This window comes from Pleomorphovibrio marinus, from assembly GCF_003347495.1.
In the GTDB taxonomy this organism is placed as follows: Bacteria; Bacteroidota; Bacteroidia; order Cytophagales; family Cyclobacteriaceae; genus Pleomorphovibrio; species Pleomorphovibrio marinus.
The window spans coordinates 210,400-230,772 of sequence record NZ_QCXY01000008.1 but is presented as its reverse complement, the minus strand read 5'-3'; the positions used below and the strand labels follow the sequence as shown (position 1 = coordinate 230,772).

The window sequence follows — 20,373 nt, the reverse complement described above, 5'->3', positions numbered from 1 at the left end:
TTTTATCAATGGAAAAAAAATTTCAATCTGTATATTTTTTAATATCTTAGGGAAGAATTAAGAAATTAAAAACCAAAAATCAATTACGCTATGGCTAGTAACAATAATCAAGATGCGAAGGTCTCCGATATGAGTAAGTCGGAGGCAAAGTGTCCCTTTTTGCACGGCCCCTTGAACCAAAGTGCAGGTGAGGGAACCAGAAACACCGACTGGTGGCCCAATCAGTTGAAGGTTAACATACTTCGTCAACATTCCAACCTTTCAAACCCACTTGGGGAAGAATTCAATTATGCGGAGGAATTTAAAAAACTGGATCTTGCCCAGGTGAAAAAAGATCTTGTGGAAACATTGACCACTTCCCAGGACTGGTGGCCCGCAGATTATGGCCACTACGGTCCTTTCATCATCCGAATGGCTTGGCACAGCGCAGGTACCTACAGGATCTCTGATGGCCGTGGAGGTGGCGGCACCGGATCCCAACGATTTGCCCCACTCAATAGCTGGCCGGACAATGCCAATCTGGACAAGGCCCGTCTTTTACTTTGGCCAGTGAAAAAAAAGTATGGCAACAAACTATCTTGGGCGGATCTGATGATCCTTGCCGGAAACTGCGCACTAGAATCCATGGGGCTTAAGACGACCGGATTTGGTGGTGGACGAGAAGATGTATGGGAACCTGAGGAGGATATCTATTGGGGCTCAGAAACCGAATGGCTGGGCGACAAAAGATATACCGGAGACAGGGTCCTGGAAAATCCTTTGGGCGCTGTTCAAATGGGTTTGATTTATGTAAACCCAGAAGGTCCCAATGGAAAGCCTGACCCGGTAGCTGCTGCCAGGGATATCCGTGAGACCTTTGGCAGAATGGCCATGAACGATTACGAAACCGTGGCTCTTATAGCTGGAGGACACACTTTTGGGAAAACCCACGGAGCAGCTGATCCTACAAAATATGTGGACAGAGAACCAGCAGGAGCCAGCATTGAAGAGCAAAGCATGGGATGGAAAAACACATTCGGTTCGGGCAACGCCGGCAACACCATAACCAGTGGACTGGAAGGTGCTTGGACCACTTCCCCTACCCAATGGAGCAATAATTTTTTTGAAAACCTATTTGGGTTCGAATGGGAGTTGACTAAAAGCCCTGCAGGAGCGTTTCAGTGGAAACCCAAAGATGGTGCAGGGGAAGGCACGGTACCAGATGCCCACGATCCTTCGAAAAAGCACGCCCCATTTATGCTCACCACAGACCTGGCACTAAAAATGGATCCGGAATATGAAAAAATATCTAGGCATTTCTTCGACAATCCGGATGAGTTTGCAGATGCTTTTTCCAAAGCTTGGTTTAAATTGACGCACAGAGATATGGGGCCAAAAGTGCGTTATCTAGGACCGGAAGTTCCTGAGGAAGATTTCATCTGGCAAGACCCCATACCGGAAGTAGATCATGAAATAATCAATGATAATGATGTCGACCTATTAAAAAGGAAAATCCTAGAATCAGGGTTAAGCATATCTGAACTGGCCACTACCGCCTGGGCCTCTGCTTCTACCTTCCGTGGGTCAGACATGCGTGGTGGAGCAAATGGAGCACGAATTCGCTTTGCCCCACAAAAATCTTGGGAAGTGAACCAACCAAGTCAATTGGCCAAGGTTCTCGATAAACTAGAAGGAATACAGGAAACATTCAATGGCTCTCAATCAGGAAACAAGAAGGTCTCCTTGGCAGATCTCATCGTATTGGGGGGATGTGCAGCCGTAGAAAAAGCAGCAAAGGATGCTGGTCATGACGTAAAGGTTCCTTTCCGCCCAGGTCGCGCAGATGCCCTTGAAGATCAAACCGATGTGGAGTCCTTCGAAGCCCTTGAACCCATAGCCGATGGATTCAGGAATTATGTCAAAGCAGAATTCTCAGAAAAAACGGAAGATCTTTTAGTGGACAAAGCTCAGTTGCTGAAACTTACCGCTCCTGAAATGACGGTTTTGGTAGGAGGAATGCGGGTGCTTGACACCAATTATGACGGTTCCAAGCATGGGGTGTTTACGGATCGACCCGGAAAACTAACGAATGACTTCTTCCAGAACCTGATCGATTTTGATATCACCTGGAAAGCCACTACGGAGAAAAAGGATAGATTTGAAGCACAAGACAGGAAGTCTGGAAAAGTAAAATGGACCGGAACCCGTGCAGACCTAATTTTCGGTTCCAATTCCGAACTTAGGGGAATTGCGGAGGTATATGCCGCTGACGGTGCAGAGAAAAAATTCGTCCAGGATTTTGTAGCTGCTTGGGACAAGGTCATGAATTTGGACCGGTTTGACTTGGTAAAATAATAATTGATAGTTTTATTTAGTGGGTGGCTCTTAGGAGTCACCCATTTTATGGATAAAATGAACCCCTCTGATTTTAGATTAAAACAGAAAAGGGAGTCCTAGAATGACTCCCTTAAAAGCAACTATGCTTGCATGCAAATCACCTGGATCTCACTTCCCTACGCATAAAGGAATAATAAGCCAAGGCAAAGCAGGAAACAGTTGCCAAAATCAAGCCTGTCAATTGCGCCCAAACCAATAAGAGGCTCTGCCCCAAAGGAAGGGGACTAGGCACGGTACCCACTACTTGTTCGGAAGTCAGTGGTCCCAGACTCCTTACAGAAGGCATAAGCAGTGTGGTAGTGGCATCACTATATAGTTGACTAGGCACAATACGCATCAAATTCGTGATGAATTGTTGGTACCGAATGATTTGATCTGGGGAGGCAAACTGGCCAGGAGCGGTAGCATTGGCAATAAAGTTCACGATAATGCCATAAAACACGGTAAAAAACAACCAAACCGCAATGGTACAAAGCGCAGAGGTGGCAGCTTGCTTGAATTTGACCGAAAAAAGGATGGACAAATTTAACCAAAACCCCACGTAGCAAATGGTGACAAAGGTGAATATCAGTATCCTGAGAAACTCTTCGGGAGTAGGGGGAATACCGATCTTGAGAATGCCAATGCTCATGAATATCAAGGTAAGCCCTGTGAATAGAACCGAAATTACCAAAAGGCCTCCAGTGAATTTCGCATTGATCCACTGGTCCCTGTAAATGGGTTGTGACAGCACCCTAGCCATTGTCCCTCTGGTTTGCTCGGAGTTGATGGCATCAAAACCCAATCCTATACCCAACAGTGGACCCAGAAAACTGATAAAAACCACAAAGGAGGGCAATCCCGAGCCCGATGCGGAGAACAGCTTCAGGAAAAAAAAGCTACCCTCAGGGTCGTTTGCTGATATCGAGTCTTTAAAGTGCATGAGTCCAGTAATTAGAGAACCCGCACAGGCTATCGTAATGATAGCCACCAGTATGACCAATCTCCAGCTCCTAATATGGTCAACCACCTCCTTATTCACAATCACCCAAAACGGATGAGGTACTTTGGTAGATAGCTTTTCGGCTTTTGTGGTTGCCTTGGTATTTGGTAAAGTCAGGGATGGAATACTCATCCCTGACATATACATTTTAGCTTGATTGATGAACTTCATGGGATGTAGTATTTTCAAAGTAACGTTGATAAATATCATCCAACCCGTAGGTTTTCTTGCTGAGGTGAGTTAACTGCGCTCCAGATGCCACTATGGCCTGAGCAATCTCAGAGGTTCGATCCATTGAGCAGCCGATATGAAGTAAGCCCTCAGCCAACAAATTGATTTCTTTCACCCCCGGAACCAGATTTAACTTCTCTTTTAGCTTATCGTTATCGACTTCTTCCTGGATGCCGCCAACCCGTGCCTCAATTAGGAAGGGATGTTTGGAAATCAGTTGTGAAGACAGGGACTCTACGTCGCCGGATGCAATTAACTTCCCACTAACAAAGAGCCCTACCCGGGTACAGATTTGTTGTACCTGGTGGAGATGATGAGAGGAAAGCAATACGGTAAGGCCTTTTTCCTTGCTTAGCCGGACAATCAACTCCAAAAGCTCCTTTACTCCCTTGGGGTCAATACCCAGTGTAGGTTCATCCAATATGATCACCTCTGGATCCTTTACCAGCACATCCGCCAATCCCAACCTTTGGCGCATGCCCCTGGAATATTTGCTGACTTTTTTTTCGGCATGGGGTCCCAAGCCTACTTTATTTAACAGTTCTGAGGTCTTTCCGTAAGCAAGCTTATCACTTTGCCCGTTTAGTCTAGCAGTGAAAAGCAAATTTTCAAACCCGCTCAACTCATCATAAAACCCCACGTCTTCCGGAAGGTACCCCACCTTTCGTTTCACCTCTACCGGCTGTTTGGTGGCATCAAGCCCACATACCTTTACGGAACCAGAGCTTGGCTCAGTAAGCCCGAGCATCATGAGGATGGTAGTGGATTTACCAGCACCATTGGGACCCAGCAACCCAAAAACCTCTCCTTTCTGAATGCTGAGGCTGAGGTTATCCACTGCCTTAAATTCTCCGTACTGCTTAGTAAGGTTTACTAGTTCGATAACCTGCTCCAAGACCTACCTCCTTCCGTATTTTTTGAACAACTGGAAAACACCACCAAAAACCCCTAAAATAAGCATGATGCCTAGCCATCCCCAAACCACAGGGGTTTTTACGGAGACTCGGAATGCGGCTTTCTCCGACACATCAGGGTTATTTGCTTCAAGGGTAGCCATATAATCACCAGCTATTGCTTTTTTTGAAGCTTGTATGGTAGCATACACTTTGGCATTTTCCCCAGGTTCAAGCGACTTGATCTCATTTGGCTCAAAAACCACATCCCAGTCCACCGGGGCTCTTTTGTCCAACTTAATGTCATTCACGGTTGAGGACCCGTTATTCTTCACCAATAATTCCAGCCGCTTTTTCCCTCCGGCGGTCACGTTGGTACTTAACAAGCCTGTAGGTGTAGTCAATTCTATTTCATAGTTCCCTTTCACGGCTGCCTCCAGTTCTAGGTCCGCAGAAGTGGACCTGGTTACTGCCTGTATGGGAATTTTATAGTTGCCGGCTTTAATTTTTTTGGGGGGAGAAACCTCCACTGCCACATCCAAGGTCTGGTTGGCTTCCACATTTACGGAACTCACCTGCTTGCCATTGGCACGGAAACTTACATTCCAACCCCTGGGTGCATCAGACCTCAATGCATAAAACTGTGGCTCTGAAGTCATGTTTCTCAGCTTTGCATTGTAGGAAAAAGTAGCGTTGGAATGCCCTTCTACATTAGGCTGGGTACTGGTAAACTCCGACTTAAAGGTGCCGGTCTCGGAAACGGTAACAACAAGGGGAAGTGACGTTAAACCCTGAGCCACCACCTGGAATTTATAAACCCCTTTTTCTACCTGATGTGGGACATCCACTTTTAGGGACAAGGTTTTCTTCTCCCCGGGCATCACTGCTACCTTTCCAATAGTCCATCCCCCAGATTTTAGGGAATGCTCCCATCCATCGGGAACACCCGAAAGCGAAACCCCTACATTCTTGATAGAACCTGAATTGTTGATAACGTCCACACTGTAATCAATCGATTCCCCAGGTGGTACGGTTATTTCAGGATAAGGGGTGTATAAAGCCACAGTATTGGCAAATACTGAGTGGCCACCGAACGTCATCATCCACATGAAGTGGGCCATAGCTACAAAGAGCATTTTTGTACGGACTGACAGTAAAAAACCTTTCATAATCTTTTAGTATCTTAATTGTACACGGTTCAAAACTAAATAACAGGAGAAAAATTGTAAATGGTCAAAATGTTAAAAAATGTTAACAAATTTAATTTTGATATTGGGAAGTAAATCACCCAAAACTGCTATTGTGATTTTTTTATTGCTATATATGTAGGTATTTAACGAATTATCAGAATACCTCTCAAATTGTCATCAATCTCTAGAAGCAGGAAAAAAAATGGTGATTTTGATCACTTTCTGTAAAAAAACCAACCCTAAGCAGCCTCTGCAATAACTCCCAATACACTGCTTACGTAAATCAGAATAAACAAGCAACAAATGCGCACCGCCAAGATTATTGAATGTCCTCGGGATGCCTTACAAGGCCTAGGGAGGTTTGTCTCCACCCACCAAAAAATAGCTTGGATAAACCAATTGTTGAAAGTAGGTTTTGACACGCTTGATTTTGGTTCTTTTGTGAGCCCAAAGGCGATCCCTCAGATGAAGGATACGGTAGAAGTCCTGGAAGGCTTGGAACTCGAAGACTCCTCCTCTAAATTATTGGCCATAGTAGCAAACACCCGAGGGGCCCTAGAAGCTGGTAAGTTTCCTCAAATCCATTATTTAGGTTTTCCTCTCTCCCTTTCAGAAACCTTTCAGCTTAGAAACACCAATAAAAGCATAGAAAAGGCCAAATCCGAAATGTATGAAATTCATGAAATTTGCATGAAAAAAGAGAAAGACTTGGTGGTTTATTTGAGTATGGGTTTTGGAAATCCCTACGAGGACGCCTATCACCCAGATATGGTACAAGGATTCGTTGCAGACTTGGTTTCAAATGGCATTTCCATCATTTCCTTTGCCGACACCGTTGGAATTGCCGGCCCCAAAGACATAAAGGATGTAATTACCCCAAACATCTCCCAATTCTCCAACGTGGAATTTGGGGTACACTTGCATAGCAGACCTGAAAACTGCATGGAAAAACTTTTGGCAGCCTATGAGGCAGGCTGCAGAAGGTTCGATGGCGTAGTTAATGGAGCGGGAGGTTGTCCCATGGCCATAGACGAATTAGTGGGGAATACACCCACAGAGCTGATTATCCGCCTTCTTGAAAACCATAACCACCCACTAAAGATAGATAAGGGTGCCCTCGCAAAAAGCAAGGAACTGGCAATCCCCATTTTTGAAATTGACAATAACTGCCATTAATCCAGCATGGTGTATTTTTTACCGGGTAATGATTTAATGATCCCCTGAAATTCCAAATTCAATAACCTTGCGGCCAAAGCAGAAATGGGCAAGGAGGTTTCCCAGCTCAACCTGTCAATTTCCATTGCCCCATGATCCAAAAGTACTTGCACGATCCCCCGTTCGGAATGCTCTAAGCTATCCAGGTCGAATTTGGCGGGTGATGTTGCTTCTTGAGAATTGCCCTTCCCATGCCAAGACAGGGATTCTTCAAGTTCTTTTGGACCCATATAGATACTGGCTTTCATACTCCTAATCAGGTTATTACAGCCTTCACTATAAATGCTTTGTAAATTACCGGGTACTGCAAACACCTCCCTGTTATAACTATAGGCAATTTCCGCGGTGATAAGGGCTCCCCCTTTTTTTGCTGCCTCTACCACTATGAGTGCGTCTGACATACCTGCGATTATCCTGTTTCGTTGGGGAAAATTGGATGGGTTTAACGGTGCATCTGATCGATATTCCGAAACCAGTCCGCCATCATTCAGCATCTGATTTGCGATGGGCTTATGGAGGGAAGGGTAAATTTTGTCTATAGGGGTGCCCAAAACAGCAAGGGTAGGCAAGCCAAAATTCAATGCTGCCCTATGAGCTTCAATATCGACTCCATAGGCTAAGCCACTGACCACAGTAGGCTGATAGGGGATCAAGTCCTCCACGATTTTGCTGGTTACTGCCCTTCCGTATGCTGTAGCATTTCTCGTGCCTACTATGCCAATACTACGATGGGGATTTAGGTTAACATTTCCTTTGGTAAACAAAATCACCGGAGCGTCAGGCAGGCCTTTCAGGCGCTGTGGGAATGCGTCGTCCCAAAAGGAAACCACCTGAGTCCCCAGCTTAATTGCTTCTTCGAGTAGAGATGCGGCTTGCTTTAAATATACCTGCTTTGCTGCGTGGTAGGATAATAATTTTGGCCCAATTCCCGGAATTTTGCCTGCTTTCCCCTTGCTCATTTCAAAAAACTGCTTGGCAGAACCACTGTAGCTTATGATATTTTTGAATATTCCCGGGCCAATCTTCGGGATGAGGCTGAGCGCTACATTATAAAGCAGGTCATCTTGAAAAGGTTTCGTCATCTAATTTGCTCCTGATTTCTATCAAAAAACTTTTGATCTCCATAAGCCGCTGTATCATAGAGGCCTTATCCTGCAGCCTATAATGCTCATTTTTAATGATTTCCTGAGCACCCTGCAAAGTGTATCCCTTTTCCTTTACCAAATGATATATAAGTTGGATCTTTTCTATATCATCCTTGGTAAACCTGCGGTTTCCTTTTTTGTCCTTTTTGGGTTTGATGATGTCAAATTCACCCTCCCAATAGCGTATAAGGGAAGTGGCCACTTTGAATTTTTCGGCTACTTCACCAATCGAAAAATACTTTTTCTCTATTTCTTTCTCCTTGTAGGGCAATGCTTGGTTGGTTTTAAAATTGCTGAATCAAAAATAAAAAAAAATTAACACAAAAAGCCTTCCAGAACTCCAATAATATATCGGTCTGGAAGGCTTGTGATGTTAAAGAATACGATTGCTTATAATAATCTCTAGGATAGTGACTGGTTTTCCCTGGACGCCAGTTCCAAAATCTTATCAAACTCTGAGGGCTCCAAATCCTTGAAGAAATAATTTACGGGGTTTACATATTTCCCGTCTTTAATAACTTCATAATGGACGTGAGGGGCAGTGGATGAGCCGGTGTTGCCCACGGTACCTATTTGGTCCCCACGCTTCACTTTTTGTCCCGCCTTCACGTTAAAGTCATTCATGTGCGCGTACCTGGAAGTAAACCCAAATCCATGATCAACCATAATATGCTTACCATACCCTCCGAATTCTGTTCTGACCATGGACACCACTCCATCTCCAGTTGCATAAATAGGGGTGCCTTTTGGGGCAGAAAAGTCAACTCCGGTGTGCATCTTTCTTACCTTCAATATGGGGTGTATCCTCATCCCATATCCCGAAGCAAGCCTATTTAGCTCCTCATTATGAATTGGCTGTATGGCCGGTATAGATGCCCAGTATTCCTCCTTATTTAAGGCCGTTTCGGAAAGTTCGTCATAAGACCTGGATTGTATATATAACTGTTTCTTCAGGGATTCTACCTTTTCCATCGTGGAGACGATGAGGTATTCCTGCTTCAATCCTTTTTCCTTTATTTCTTTAAACCTGTCTGTACCTCCATACCCCGCTTTTCTTACCGAGGAAGGGATGGGCTCAGATTCAAAAATTACCCGGTAAAGGTTGTCGTCCCTTTCTTGAAGGTCTTCCATCATCGCGTTAAGCTTACTCACTTCTTGTTCGAGCAACTCATAATATAAATTCAATTCTTGATTCTCCCGCTTAAGCAGGAGCTCCTTTGGGCTGTCAAAATACATGTTAAAAACAATCAAAATGCCCACAGCAAAAAGTGAAGATAGAGATAAAAATCCAAGCACATTGAGGGTGATATCCCACTTACTCTTCACATACCTTTCATACTTACATGTCTTGGGATCGTAATAATATTTTATTCTACTCATCTGTAATTTGAATGATAAAACCTCTAATTTTGTATTCCTTTTGAAACCCCCTTGAGGTTAACTGATTAATTGGGATTATGTGTCCCGGGTGACAAAACGCAAAGTTAATCAATTAAACCATAAAGGCCTCGAAAATAATCAATTAAACATAAAAAACATGGATGCTAAGCTCATCAGGGAGAAATTTATTCATTTTTTTCAAAATAAACAACATCAACTTGTCACATCAGCTCCTATCGTTGTAAAAAATGACCCTACCTTGATGTTCACCAATGCGGGAATGAATCAATTTAAGGATTATTTCTTAGGAAACGAAACACCAAAGTCTTTACGTATAGCTAACAGCCAAAAATGTCTTAGGGTTTCAGGAAAACACAATGATTTGGAAGAAGTGGGTGTGGACACCTACCACCACACCATGTTTGAAATGATGGGAAACTGGTCTTTTGGGGATTATTTCAAAAAGGAAGCCATAGCTTGGGCTTGGGAGTTGTTGACTGAGGAATATGGGCTTGAGAAGGATAGGCTATATATAACTGTTTTCGGGGGGGATGAGGCTGAAGGGCTTGAAAAAGACCAGGAGGCACTGGACCTATGGAAAAACTGGATAGCGGAGGATCGCATCCTTTATGGCTCTAAAAAGGACAATTTCTGGGAAATGGGTGAAACCGGCCCCTGTGGTCCCTGTTCAGAAATCCATATTGACATTAGACCTGAGGAAGAAAGAAGGGCTGTTGATGGAAAAACACTGGTAAATGAAGATCATCCACAGGTGATCGAAATATGGAACTTGGTATTCATCCAATATAACCGGATGGCCAATGGTTCACTTACCCCTCTTCCCGCCAAACATGTGGATACCGGAATGGGGTTAGAACGGCTAGTGAGAGTGATTCAAGGTAAATTTTCCAATTACGACACCGACTTGTTTATTCCCTTTATCCGGAAAGTCGAAGAACTATGCGGCAAAAAATACGGGAAGGATGAAAAAACAGACATTGCCTTTCGGGTAATTGTGGATCATATCCGGGCGATTGCTTTTACTATAGCAGACGGGCAGTTGCCTTCCAACAACAAGGCGGGCTACGTAATTCGCCGCATACTAAGAAGGGGAGTAAGGTACGGATATACCTTCCTGGGATTTCGGGAACCTTTCCTATACCAGTTGATGGATGTATTAGCAGATACTTTTGGGGAAGTATACCCAGAGGTGAAGGACCAAAAATCCTTTATCTCAAAAGTCATCGAGCAAGAAGAAGCCTCCTTTCTTAAGACTCTAGAAAATGGACTAAAAAAACTGGAACAAATCACCTCCGGAATGGGAAAGCACTCTGATAAGGTGATTTCAGGAGAACTTGCTTTCGAATTATACGATACGTTCGGCTTCCCTTTAGACCTCACTTCCTTAATCGCCCGCGAAAACGGATTCTCGGTAGATGAAAAAGGTTTCCAAAATGCAATGGCCCAACAGAAAGACCGATCTAGGTCAGCTGCCGGCTTGGAAACTGGAGATTGGGTCATCCTGCAGGATGCTGGAGAAGTTAACTTTGTAGGTTATGAGCAGTTGGAGTCAACAGCCAAAATCCTTAGGTACCGAGAAATCAAAGATAAAAAAGGCAAACAATACCAGATGGTTTTGAGCCAAACCCCCTTCTATGCAGAAAGCGGGGGGCAGGTAGGTGATACTGGAATCATTAGTAATGAAAGGGAGACTATCAAAGTAGTGGACACCAAAAGAGAAAATGACCTTATCGTACACATTGTGGATAAAATTCCACAATTTCCACACCTGGAGGTACATTGCGAAGTAGACCAGGACCAAAGGAATCTCACCATGAATAACCATAGTGCTACCCACTTACTGCAAGCAGCCCTAAAGCAGGTTCTGGGAGGGCATATCCAACAAAAGGGTTCTTTTGTAAACCGGGAAATGTTGAGGTTTGACTTTGCCCATTTTGCCAAGTTAAGTGAGGATGAATTGGAGGAGGTGGAATCCTTGGTAAATGAAAAAATCCGGGAAAACATAGCACTGGAAGAGTTGCGCTCCGTCCCAATCGAGGAGGCCAAGTCGATGGGTGCCACCGCCTTGTTCGGTGAAAAATACGGGGATTTTGTAAGAGTTGTAGCATTTGACAGGGAATTTTCCATAGAGTTGTGTGGAGGCACGCACGTATCGGCAACGGGTAAGATTGGTACTTTTAAAGTACTTTCCGAAAGTTCGATTTCAGCAGGAGTAAGAAGAATAGAGGCTGTGACTGCGGAGAAAGCAGAAACCTTCATAAGAGAGCAAATGCAATTGCTAAAGGAGGTCCAGCATATCCTAAGAAACCCAAAGAACATCAAGAAATCACTGGAAGACCTTATCCAAGAGCGAAACGAGCTCCGAAAAGCCATAGAGCAATTGCAACTCAAGGAGGCCAACCACTTGAAAAATCAGTTGAGCACACAATTTGCGGATATGGGTGACTTCCGGCTATTGTCTGTCTTGGTCAAATTGCCCAATGCCGATGCTTTGAAAAAGCTGGCCTTCGAATTGAAAAATGAGCAGGAAAGGATTGTTGCAGTATTGGCGGCTGACATTGAAGGCAAACCTCAGATTGCTGTGGTGATTTCGGAAGAATTAGTAAAGGAAAAGGAATATGATGCGGGCAAAATCGTTAGAGAGTTGGCAAAGGAAATCAAAGGTGGTGGAGGCGGCCAACCTTTTTTTGCGACCGCAGGTGGAAAAGAACTCGGAGGCTTGCCCAGTGTAATAGAACTTGCCAAAAAACTATTTTCAAAACGCCAAGATTAATTTAGCTTAACTATCATTTGGTTTTGGAGTAAAACTCTGCCATTTTTGGTAATATAACCAAGTAATTTGGATAATGATTGAAGAAACTAAAACTGCCCCAATTTCGACGGGAATAAAGGGCAAATATGAACTGGTCATAGGCCTGGAGGTCCATGCACAGTTGTTGACAAATAGCAAGATGTACACCTCAGATTCCACCGCATATGGGAATCTGCCCAACACCAACATTTCGGTATTAACTCTAGGGCACCCTGGCACCTTGCCCAAAGTGAACAAGCGGGCGGTGGAGTTTGCCATCCGCATGGGGTTGGCCTGCAACTGTGAAATTACCAGGAGGAATATCTTTTCGCGTAAAAACTATTTTTATCCTGACCTACCTAAGGGGTATCAAATCACTCAAGACAAAGGCCCAATCTGCGTGGGAGGAGAAGTACCCATCACACTTGGCAATGGGGAAAATAAAACTGTAACACTTAACCGTATCCACATGGAGGAGGACGCGGGGAAATCCATGCACCTTGCCGGAGAGACAGATACTTTGGTGGATTTTAACAGAGCAGGAGTGCCATTGATAGAGATCGTGACAGAGCCAGACATGCGCTCCTCGGAAGAAGCTTACCAGTTTTTAACAGAGATCAAAAAGCTGGTGAGGTATCTTGATATCTGTGATGGCAACATGGAAGAAGGTTCTCTACGCTGTGATGCCAATATATCCATTATGCCCAAAGGGTCCAAGACCTTAGGCAAAAAGGTAGAAGTGAAAAACATGAACTCTTTCAGGAATGTGGCTAGAGCCATAGAGCATGAATTTGATAGGCAAATCCTGCTTTATGAAAACGGGGAGGATATCGTCTCTGAAACGAGAACATTTGATGCTACTAGCGGCACCACTAGCAGTATGAGGACCAAGGAAGACCTGAACGATTACAGGTATTTCCCGGAACCTGATTTAAGTCCGGTAGTGGTTTCCGAAGAATGGCTGGAGAACATTCAAAATGAATTGCCCCCTCTGCCAAGGGAATTGTTTGAAAAGTTTGTTCGAGACTATGACCTCCCTACCTATGATGCAGGTGTGCTCACTGATTCCAAGGAAATTGCACTTTACTTTGAGGCCCTTTGTCAGGCAACCCAAAATTACAAAGCGGCTTCCAATTGGCTAATGGGGCCAGTAAAATCCTACCTAAACGAACTTACTCTCCATATCGATGATTTCCCCATCAAGCCGGAGGGGATAGCTTCTTTGATTCTATTGGTGGATGAAGGAAAAGTGAGCTTTTCTGTGGCTTCTCAAAAAATCTATCCGGAGATGCTGAAATCCGCCGGAAGAAGCCCATTGGAGATAGCACAAAGCTTAAATCTTATTCAGGATAGTGACGAGGATTCTATAAAGCCGATTATTGAACAGGTTTTGGAGGAATCCTCAGGAAAAGTGGCCGAATACCGGGCCGGAAAGAAGGGGCTTTTGGGGATGTTTATGGGACAGGTAATGAAAAGGTCAAAGGGGAAAGCAGATCCCAAAGTGGCGAATAAAATACTGATTGAGCTATTGGAAAAATAATATGGAAAATCTTAAAAAATACTTTTATATAATATTGTCAATCAGCATGTTGTCTACTTCCTGTAGTGAGGAAGAAAAAAAATTTGACGGAAAGGTAAAGATTTCCGGAAATTTAGAAAACTATCCAGAAGGTAATCTCGTACTTTCCCAGTACGCCAATGACAGGACAGATGTATTGGATACCCTAAAATTAAAAAATGGAGGGAAATTTGAGTACGAATTGACCCTTGATGGACCGAACTTTTACGAGCTGAGTCTAATGGAGGAAGAGACGGTTAGATTGGCATTATACCATGAGGATGTGGAAATAGACTATGATTTTGAAACCCAAGAGTTATCACTCAAAGGTTCAAGGGATACACAGATGCTCAGGTTGATCGATGAGATCACCCAGAGGTATCAAGAAGAAGGCAACGAGTTGAATACGGAATTCTATGAGGCGATGGCAGACAGGGACCAGGATGCCATCAAAGCCATTCAGGAAAAAGCCATGCAACTTGAGATAAACCATGGCGACAGGGTCAAAGAAACTATTCACAAGATGGAGGGTAGTTTTGCCGCCCTCGCAGGCTTGGGAATGTTGAACCCAAAAAATGATTTTAACTTCATTGATAGCACTGTAAACGCCTTGGGTGATCGTTATCCTGATATGCATTTGATCTCTTCCTGGAAGCAGGAATTGGATGAAATGCGTGCCTTAAGTGTGGGTCAGCCAGCGCCAGAAATTTCCCTTCCTAATCCAGATGGGGATATCCAAAAACTTTCAGACCTAAAAGGGAAATATGTCCTTGTGGACTTTTGGGCAGGATGGTGTAGGCCATGCAGGGAAGAGAACCCAAACGTGGTGAGACTTTACAACAAATATAAGGATAAAGGTTTTGAGGTATTTGGGGTTTCCCTGGACAGGACTAGGGAGACTTGGGAAAAAGCAATTGAAGAAGATGGACTGGAATGGACCCAGGTTTCGGATCTTAAATATTTCAACTCTGAGGCTGCGGCCACTTATCAAATTAATGCAATTCCCGCTACCTATATGATCGATCCCGATGGAAATATATTTGCAAAGGATTTAAGGGGTATCACCCTTGAAAACAAGCTGGCGGAAATTTTTGATTAGCGAACATGACGTTTCTCAAATAAATTATTTGTAAAAAACAAATATTATATCATATATTCGCAACCGTAGCAAAAAGAAACAAAAAAGCCTGCAATTGTAAATTAAGCTACTGTAAAAACAGGGATATACCAAACCAACTACGACAAACATTTGTCCCTAGGAGATTGATTTCACCTACTTAGAAAAAAAGGCGAGTTACAAAATAAAAAGTTTTTGTATAAGCTGATTATTTGACTTTAAATAGAAATTACACACACTATCTATTATTATTTAAACATGAAAAAAAGAAGATTTAATTACCCATTGAATCGGTTGGTTACCGTTATGCTACTTAGCTTATTGGTCTTTGGAGCCTGCAAGAGCAAAAAGAAGGTGGTAGAGGCAGCACCTGAGCCAGAGCCGGTGGAAGAGCCAGCTCCCGAGCCTAAAGAAGAAAAACCCGCAGAGCCAACTGCCGAGGAGGTTGCTGTAGGAAAGTTGGAAGGTTATTTTAACTCCATCGCCAATGCCAACAACACTCAGAGTGCGAACAACACCATTAGGGAAGCCTTAGGTTTGTTTTCTAACCAAAACACCCCTGTCTTAATTGTTATTCATGAGGAGTCCGGAATCAAGGATTATGATGAGCCTACAACGATTGAAAAATACCTCCACTACCTGAAGGACACGAAAAAGAACCTAAATTTTGTTAGTGACATCAGAATGGACGGCAGTGGAAAAGTGACAGAACTCGAACTCCGAAGAAGATAATTTATCACAAAAGCAATTAGATAATCATGAAAAAATACGTTTCGTCCCTTTTGATACTATTTTTGGCCACCTCCATGATGGCCATGGCACAAGATGACAACATCAGTCCCTCCCGGAAGCAAGCCATTGACTCTTTGGCACTGGAAAAGGTAAAGGACCTCAGTAAATACATAAGCATTATCGGCAGCAAGGAAACCCAATTTTCCGAAGCAACCCGTGTAATGGACAGGGCTGAGGAGCTGTTTGCCCCAGATGCAGAAATGGGGGTATCTTCCATCAACAGAAGTGAAATTGCATACTATAAAATCAGACGCTATTTTGAAAGGTTGATGGCTTTGAACTATGACAGGGTGAATATCAGTTGGTATGACATCCACTACATCAGCGATCTAGAGCGGCAACCCGATGGTAGGTATGTAGGAGTAATCACTATATACCAACGTTTCGAAGGGACTTCTCAAGAAGCTGGATTAAACTACAGAGATACCACCAAAAAAGACATCACCATTTATGTGGAGAAAAAGCAAACTCAAATCGCAGGAAGAACTATAGAGTTCTGGGATGTGCTTTTGGGTGACGTGAGGGTGACTGAAACTTCAGCATGAGAATAAGCATAGTATCGTTATTGTTATTAGTAATTTCCATTCACAGTTCCCCGGGGCAAGCCATAAACAGCTCCGGGCAACTGGAGGATGATGGGAGGTTTGCCGCCTCCACCAAACAAGTAAACCAGTTTTTTAGAAGGTTTAATGGAGAAGAAAGCAAAGAAGGCAACATAAGGTACTATCCTGAAGACGAGAACTACAGAGATAGAAATCTTAGAAGAAACTTCATCAATATATTATTCGACAATGAAACTTCGGATGTCCCGGTAGAACTGAAAAGGGAGTTTCTCAATCATGCAACTTCTGAATCTTATCCCCAATACTTAAGGTTTCACGGAGGTGACTGGTTTGCAGAGGCTACTACTGTTTTTAACTTTGAGGGTAAAAAATATGATGTCATCCTATTTCTTAAACTTCAACCAGAGGGTCTAGGATACGAATGGGTAATTGAAAACGTGAATTTCGAACCCTTTAATCAAGCATTTGACAAACCTAAAGGGGACGATAAAAAATTTTTACACCCCCTAAGCCATGAACTCGGGTTCATGAATTTACGTAAAGCTATACAGGACAACCCTAAACCGGAATCCTATACGCCGAAAGATTTTAAACCGGAAAACCTGACTTTGTTTATCTACGAAATAAAGAAGGGTCGCTTAAAGTTTGAAACCGTAAAGGAAGTGAAGTACCATTTTTTCCAGATCGACAAGTGGTATTTTGAACTCTCCCAATTCAACAGGCCGGGGTTCAATACGGGCTGGCTGATTTCTAATCTAGTTAAATTAGAGGAGGGAGACAGAGAGGTGATATTAGACTTTATATATGAACAGCGCTAAAAAATATTTGCTCTTTGCCATTTTTTGCTTTTGTTTTTCTTTTCCTGGTTCCACGCAAGACCTGGGAGAGTATAACAAGCAGGAAATAAAGGACCTCACCGATCAGGTGCAGGATCAAATCCGGTTTTTGCAGTATTTTTTGAATACCGTAGGAAACAAGGAGACTTCCGCAAGAGATAAGGATGTTATCATTAGGGAAAGTTTCAGGAAGATTTTCCGGGATGATCAGGTTCAGGTAGAGGACGATTTACTTTTGGATAGAAAAGTAATTACCAATAAAGCAATTACCGCCTACCTTAAAGATGTGGACTTTTTTTTCAAGGATGTCAACTTCACTTTCAAGGTTAGGGAAATCAAACCCCATCTAAAAGACAATGGAGAGCTGTACTTTCAAGTGGCCCTTGACAGGACCTTAGAGGGCATCGGCATTAACAACGAAAATGTAGAAAATACACGGGAGCGATTTGTCGAAATCAATTGGGACAAGGACGCAAAAGAGCTTAAAATAGCCAGTATTTACACCACCAAGCTAAGCCGGGATGAGGAATTACAGGAATGGTGGGAGTCACTCTCGTACCAGTGGGATCTTTACTTTAGGGAAAGGTTTGGGGTAGACGAAGAAGACAGTGTCCTAATAGACCAAATATACAAGTTCAGCAGTATTGACAGTTTGGATCTCTCCGGAAACAAAGTAATAGTAGACCTAGGCCCCATTCATGCGCTTAGGGAACTAAAATACCTGAATATTAGCGGTACAAATATAGAAGAGTTGGGTCCTATCAGCAATGTCACTTTTCTTACCCATCTGGATATTTCCAATACGCCTGCTAACGACATCCAGTTTATTAAATATTCGGACCGCATATCCTACCTGGATATTTCGGATACCGAAATAAATAGCATAGATGACCTTGCCAATCTGAAAAACCTAAAAGTTTTCAGGGCTGCAAGAACACCTTTAATCGGGTTTGGGGTCATCAATAACTTTATCAACCTGGAACAGCTGGATCTCCAGGAGAGTGGGTTCAATAATGTGGAGAATATCAATGAGCTAACAAACCTAAAGTCACTGAACCTACGAGGTAACTTTTTGATCAATTTCGGATTCTTGGGGGAGCTGGAAAGTCTTGAGGAAATCAACTTGGAGGAAACCAATATTTTGGATTTGGCTCCACTTGCTGATCTAAAAAATCTCTGGCGTATCAATATCAACAAAACAGAAGTAAGCAGTCTTGCCCCGCTTTCTGGCTCGAGCAACATTAGAAGAATTTATGCAGATAGGACAAGTATAACCGAGGAGGATGCGGATAACTTTGCCAGGACCAATAGAAGAATCCTATTAATCCACAATGTGGAAAATTTACAAACTTGGTGGGAAACCCTCCCGGAGGGATGGAATAAAATGCTTGCAAAAATTTATCCGGATATCAGCAAGTCAGCCCCCACGGTAGAGGAGCTTACAGAAATGGTCGGCATAGATTCACTAAACCTCTCCAATGGCGAAATCGTAAGCCTAAGGCCTGCATTAAAATTTAAAAAGGTATTCTATCTTGCTTTCGACAATACTAAGGTAAATGATCTTTCTCCCCTTGCGGAGATGAAAACCTTAACCCAAATCAGTGGCGAAAACAGTGCCGTGACTAATGTGGAAGCACTTGGGAAGTTAGATGCATTGGAACGTCTATCCCTCAAGGGATCTAATATTGGCTCGATAGGGCCCTTAAAGAGCCTTACAAGCCTACAGTTGCTCAATCTGGACGATACGGAGGTTCCTGCATGGGAGATCCACGAACTAACCAGGGAGCTTTCCAATACCATAGTCATTTTCCAAACGGAAGAACTGACACAATGGTGGGAAAACCTTAACAGTGACTGGAAAACAATCTTGAAAGATCAATTCGACCTTCCCAATACCCCTAGCTCCAAGGAGCTCCATAAAATGACGGCTTCGGATAATGTAAGTGCTGAAAATGTCGGCATCGAGGATCTTGAACCTTTACTGGCATTTTTCAATCTTAGAGAGCTGAGTATACACAATGCACCTATCCGAGATATAAGTGCCGTAGGGAGAATGGAGAACCTTAATACTTTCAGGCTTTCGCAGACCCCTCTAAGAGATTTAAGCCCCATTGCAAACCTAAGTTATTTGGAAACACTGGACGTTTCCAACACCGGTGTGGAGGACCTTAGACCCTTGGCGGATCTGAATAGGCTTAGAAAATTGAACCTCTCCGGAACCAATATTAGAAGACTTAGGGGTTTGGACACCCTATATGACCTCAGGGAATTGGACATTGCCAGTACCAATGTGCGAAACATCAATCCCATCATGCACCTGGTAAACCTGGAAAAGCTGGTTTGCTTTAACACCAGAATTAATAGAAGAAGGATTGAGAAATTCCAAAAAAACAACCCTGAATGTGAAGTGAGGTTCTATTAAAAAATTAACAAAGAAAAAACTCAAAAAAGCCCGTAATTACGGGCTTTTTTGAGTTTAAATCAGTTTCCTATCTGCCTACTCTTTTAAAAAAGAAGAAAGCATCCAATGGTGCAATTCCAAACTTTTTATAAATGCAATAAGCATATCTTCAGTGGCAGTATCTCCCAAATCGGCAACCTTAATCGCGCATTCATTCATATTGTCCACTAAAACCTGGAAGTCTCTTAAGGTTTCTTCCACCATTTCCTTGGAGCTCAGGTCAGTTCCTACCTCCTTGATGTCCGCATGTTCTAGATAATCTTTCATCAAACTCAGAGGCGTCATCCCAAATACCCTAATCCTTTCAGCTATAAGATCTATGTTGGCAAAAGCCTCATCATAAAGCTCCTCAAACTTATCATGCAAATCAAAGAAGTCCCCACCAGTAACGTTCCAATGAAAATTCCTGAGTTTCTGATAGTGCAGATGATAATTCGCCAGTAGCTTGTTAAGTGAATCTACAATTTTCTCTGACTCGTCTTTATTATACCCTAGTTTTTTGAAAACTCTTTTTTCTGTAACACTCATAGTTTTAATATTTAAAATAGTTGTTGGATTTAATAAAAGAACCAAAGCTTCTTAGTTCTCAAAGAAGCTCCTACACCATTAATGAATCATAAATGATGCCAACTGTATTCGTTATTTTCTTTCTTATTTAACTTAAAAAAAGTGTTAAATGTTCGGATCATAGCCCCAAAATCCCTTGTTCACAAAATATATGAAAGAATACTGAAAAAACTCCCCTATTTCAGAAACCCAAAAAAAACTTCCTGAAAAACCTACCTTTAATCTGTTTATAATTTCTTTTCAGCGGTCACACCT

16 protein-coding genes are annotated in these 20,373 nt (G+C 42.9%); 9 read left to right on the top strand and 7 right to left on the bottom strand.

The features are described from left to right. The first annotated feature begins 90 nt into the window (after window positions 1-90). Complete coding sequence (gene katG, locus DB520_RS18930; protein ID WP_114751340.1) at window positions 91-2,334, top strand: catalase/peroxidase HPI; 2,244 nt, start codon at window positions 91-93, stop codon at window positions 2,332-2,334. Window positions 2,335-2,473: 139 nt separating this feature from the next. On the opposite strand, the gene DB520_RS18925 is transcribed toward katG, so the two are convergent. The 3 genes from DB520_RS18925 to DB520_RS18915 are packed head-to-tail and all read right to left on the bottom strand — an operon-like array spanning window position 2,474 to window position 5,651. Continuing rightward, window positions 2,474-3,529, bottom strand: coding sequence for an ABC transporter permease (locus tag DB520_RS18925; RefSeq protein ID WP_232835060.1), 1,056 nt, complete (start codon window positions 3,527-3,529; stop codon window positions 2,474-2,476). Beyond that, window positions 3,507-4,484, bottom strand: a complete 978-nt coding sequence (locus tag DB520_RS18920; RefSeq protein ID WP_114751339.1) for an ABC transporter ATP-binding protein — start codon at window positions 4,482-4,484, stop codon at window positions 3,507-3,509. The genes DB520_RS18925 and DB520_RS18920 overlap by 23 nt, the downstream gene beginning before the upstream one ends. A 3-nt stretch (window positions 4,485-4,487) precedes the next feature. Then, entirely contained in the window at window positions 4,488-5,651 is a 1,164-nt protein-coding gene (locus DB520_RS18915) for a COG1470 family protein (protein ID WP_232835059.1), read from the bottom strand. Between the two features lie 324 nt (window positions 5,652-5,975). On the opposite strand from DB520_RS18915, the gene DB520_RS18910 reads away from it, so the two are divergent. Next, on the top strand, window positions 5,976-6,848 hold the full coding sequence (locus DB520_RS18910) for a beta/alpha barrel domain-containing protein (protein WP_114751338.1): 873 nt from the start codon (window positions 5,976-5,978) through the stop codon (window positions 6,846-6,848). Here DB520_RS18910 and dprA read toward each other — a convergent pair. From dprA to DB520_RS18895, 3 genes are all read right to left on the bottom strand, one after another. Further along, the gene (gene dprA, locus DB520_RS18905; protein WP_114751337.1) at window positions 6,845-7,969 is read right to left on the bottom strand and encodes a DNA-processing protein DprA; all 1,125 of its coding nucleotides are present in this window, start codon (window positions 7,967-7,969) and stop codon (window positions 6,845-6,847) included. The genes DB520_RS18910 and dprA overlap by 4 nt on opposite strands. Beyond that, window positions 7,947-8,303 carry a MerR family transcriptional regulator gene (locus tag DB520_RS18900; protein WP_114751336.1) on the bottom strand — a complete coding sequence of 119 codons (357 nt, stop codon included), beginning with the start codon at window positions 8,301-8,303 and terminating at the stop codon, window positions 7,947-7,949. The genes dprA and DB520_RS18900 overlap by 23 nt, the downstream gene beginning before the upstream one ends. A 131-nt stretch (window positions 8,304-8,434) precedes the next feature. Then, window positions 8,435-9,412, bottom strand: coding sequence for a M23 family metallopeptidase (locus DB520_RS18895; protein WP_114751335.1), 978 nt, complete (start codon window positions 9,410-9,412; stop codon window positions 8,435-8,437). Between the two features lie 157 nt (window positions 9,413-9,569). Between DB520_RS18895 and alaS the strand changes: the two genes are divergently transcribed. The 7 genes from alaS (at window position 9,570) to DB520_RS18860 (ending at window position 19,512) form a co-directional block, all read left to right on the top strand. Continuing rightward, a complete protein-coding gene (alaS, locus tag DB520_RS18890) occupies window positions 9,570-12,206 on the top strand; it encodes an alanine--tRNA ligase (RefSeq protein ID WP_114751334.1) in 2,637 nt (878 codons plus the stop codon). A 73-nt stretch (window positions 12,207-12,279) separates the two neighbouring features. Then, entirely contained in the window at window positions 12,280-13,764 is a 1,485-nt protein-coding gene (gene gatB / locus DB520_RS18885; RefSeq protein ID WP_114751333.1) for an Asp-tRNA(Asn)/Glu-tRNA(Gln) amidotransferase subunit GatB, read from the top strand. 1 nt (window position 13,765) lies between these two features. Beyond that, window positions 13,766-14,881 (top strand): TlpA disulfide reductase family protein, encoded by a 1,116-nt coding sequence (locus DB520_RS18880; RefSeq protein WP_114751332.1) that lies wholly within the window; start codon window positions 13,766-13,768, stop codon window positions 14,879-14,881. Between the two features lie 276 nt (window positions 14,882-15,157). Continuing rightward, window positions 15,158-15,631: a nucleoid-structuring protein H-NS gene (locus tag DB520_RS18875; RefSeq protein ID WP_114751331.1), complete on the top strand. Its 474-nt coding sequence runs from the start codon at window positions 15,158-15,160 to the stop codon at window positions 15,629-15,631. 26 nt (window positions 15,632-15,657) lie between these two features. Continuing rightward, entirely contained in the window at window positions 15,658-16,236 is a 579-nt protein-coding gene (locus tag DB520_RS18870) for a hypothetical protein (RefSeq protein ID WP_114751330.1), read from the top strand. Beyond that, window positions 16,233-17,072, top strand: a complete 840-nt coding sequence (locus DB520_RS18865; RefSeq protein WP_114751329.1) for a hypothetical protein — start codon at window positions 16,233-16,235, stop codon at window positions 17,070-17,072. Before DB520_RS18870 ends, DB520_RS18865 begins: the two co-directional genes overlap by 4 nt. Further along, on the top strand, window positions 17,059-19,512 hold the full coding sequence (locus tag DB520_RS18860; RefSeq protein WP_232835058.1) for a leucine-rich repeat domain-containing protein: 2,454 nt from the start codon (window positions 17,059-17,061) through the stop codon (window positions 19,510-19,512). The genes DB520_RS18865 and DB520_RS18860 overlap by 14 nt, the downstream gene beginning before the upstream one ends. Before the next feature lie 75 nt (window positions 19,513-19,587). Here the strand turns inward: DB520_RS18860 and DB520_RS18855 are convergent, their stop codons facing one another. Continuing rightward, entirely contained in the window at window positions 19,588-20,079 is a 492-nt protein-coding gene (locus DB520_RS18855) for a Dps family protein (protein ID WP_114751328.1), read from the bottom strand. Between the last annotated feature and the right edge of the window lie 294 nt (window positions 20,080-20,373).

Excerpts from the sequence above, each read along its gene's own strand:
- katG (WP_114751340.1), top strand. The coding sequence starts at position 91 with ATGGCTAGTAACAATAATCAAGATGCGAAGGTCTCCGATATGAGTAAG.
- DB520_RS18875 (WP_114751331.1), top strand. The coding sequence starts at position 15,158 with ATGAAAAAAAGAAGATTTAATTACCCATTGAATCGGTTGGTTACCGTT.
- DB520_RS18895 (WP_114751335.1), bottom strand. The coding sequence starts at position 9,412 with ATGAGTAGAATAAAATATTATTACGATCCCAAGACATGTAAGTATGAA.
- DB520_RS18910 (WP_114751338.1), top strand. The coding sequence starts at position 5,976 with ATGCGCACCGCCAAGATTATTGAATGTCCTCGGGATGCCTTACAAGGC.
- gatB (WP_114751333.1), top strand. The coding sequence starts at position 12,280 with ATGATTGAAGAAACTAAAACTGCCCCAATTTCGACGGGAATAAAGGGC.
- dprA (WP_114751337.1), bottom strand. The coding sequence starts at position 7,969 with ATGACGAAACCTTTTCAAGATGACCTGCTTTATAATGTAGCGCTCAGC.
- DB520_RS18870 (WP_114751330.1), top strand. The coding sequence starts at position 15,658 with ATGAAAAAATACGTTTCGTCCCTTTTGATACTATTTTTGGCCACCTCC.
- DB520_RS18860 (WP_232835058.1), top strand. The coding sequence starts at position 17,059 with ATGAACAGCGCTAAAAAATATTTGCTCTTTGCCATTTTTTGCTTTTGT.
- alaS (WP_114751334.1), top strand. The coding sequence starts at position 9,570 with ATGGATGCTAAGCTCATCAGGGAGAAATTTATTCATTTTTTTCAAAAT.
- DB520_RS18880 (WP_114751332.1), top strand. The coding sequence starts at position 13,766 with ATGGAAAATCTTAAAAAATACTTTTATATAATATTGTCAATCAGCATG.
- DB520_RS18865 (WP_114751329.1), top strand. The coding sequence starts at position 16,233 with ATGAGAATAAGCATAGTATCGTTATTGTTATTAGTAATTTCCATTCAC.
- DB520_RS18925 (WP_232835060.1), bottom strand. The coding sequence starts at position 3,529 with ATGAAGTTCATCAATCAAGCTAAAATGTATATGTCAGGGATGAGTATT.
- DB520_RS18855 (WP_114751328.1), bottom strand. The coding sequence starts at position 20,079 with ATGAGTGTTACAGAAAAAAGAGTTTTCAAAAAACTAGGGTATAATAAA.
- DB520_RS18915 (WP_232835059.1), bottom strand. The coding sequence starts at position 5,651 with ATGAAAGGTTTTTTACTGTCAGTCCGTACAAAAATGCTCTTTGTAGCT.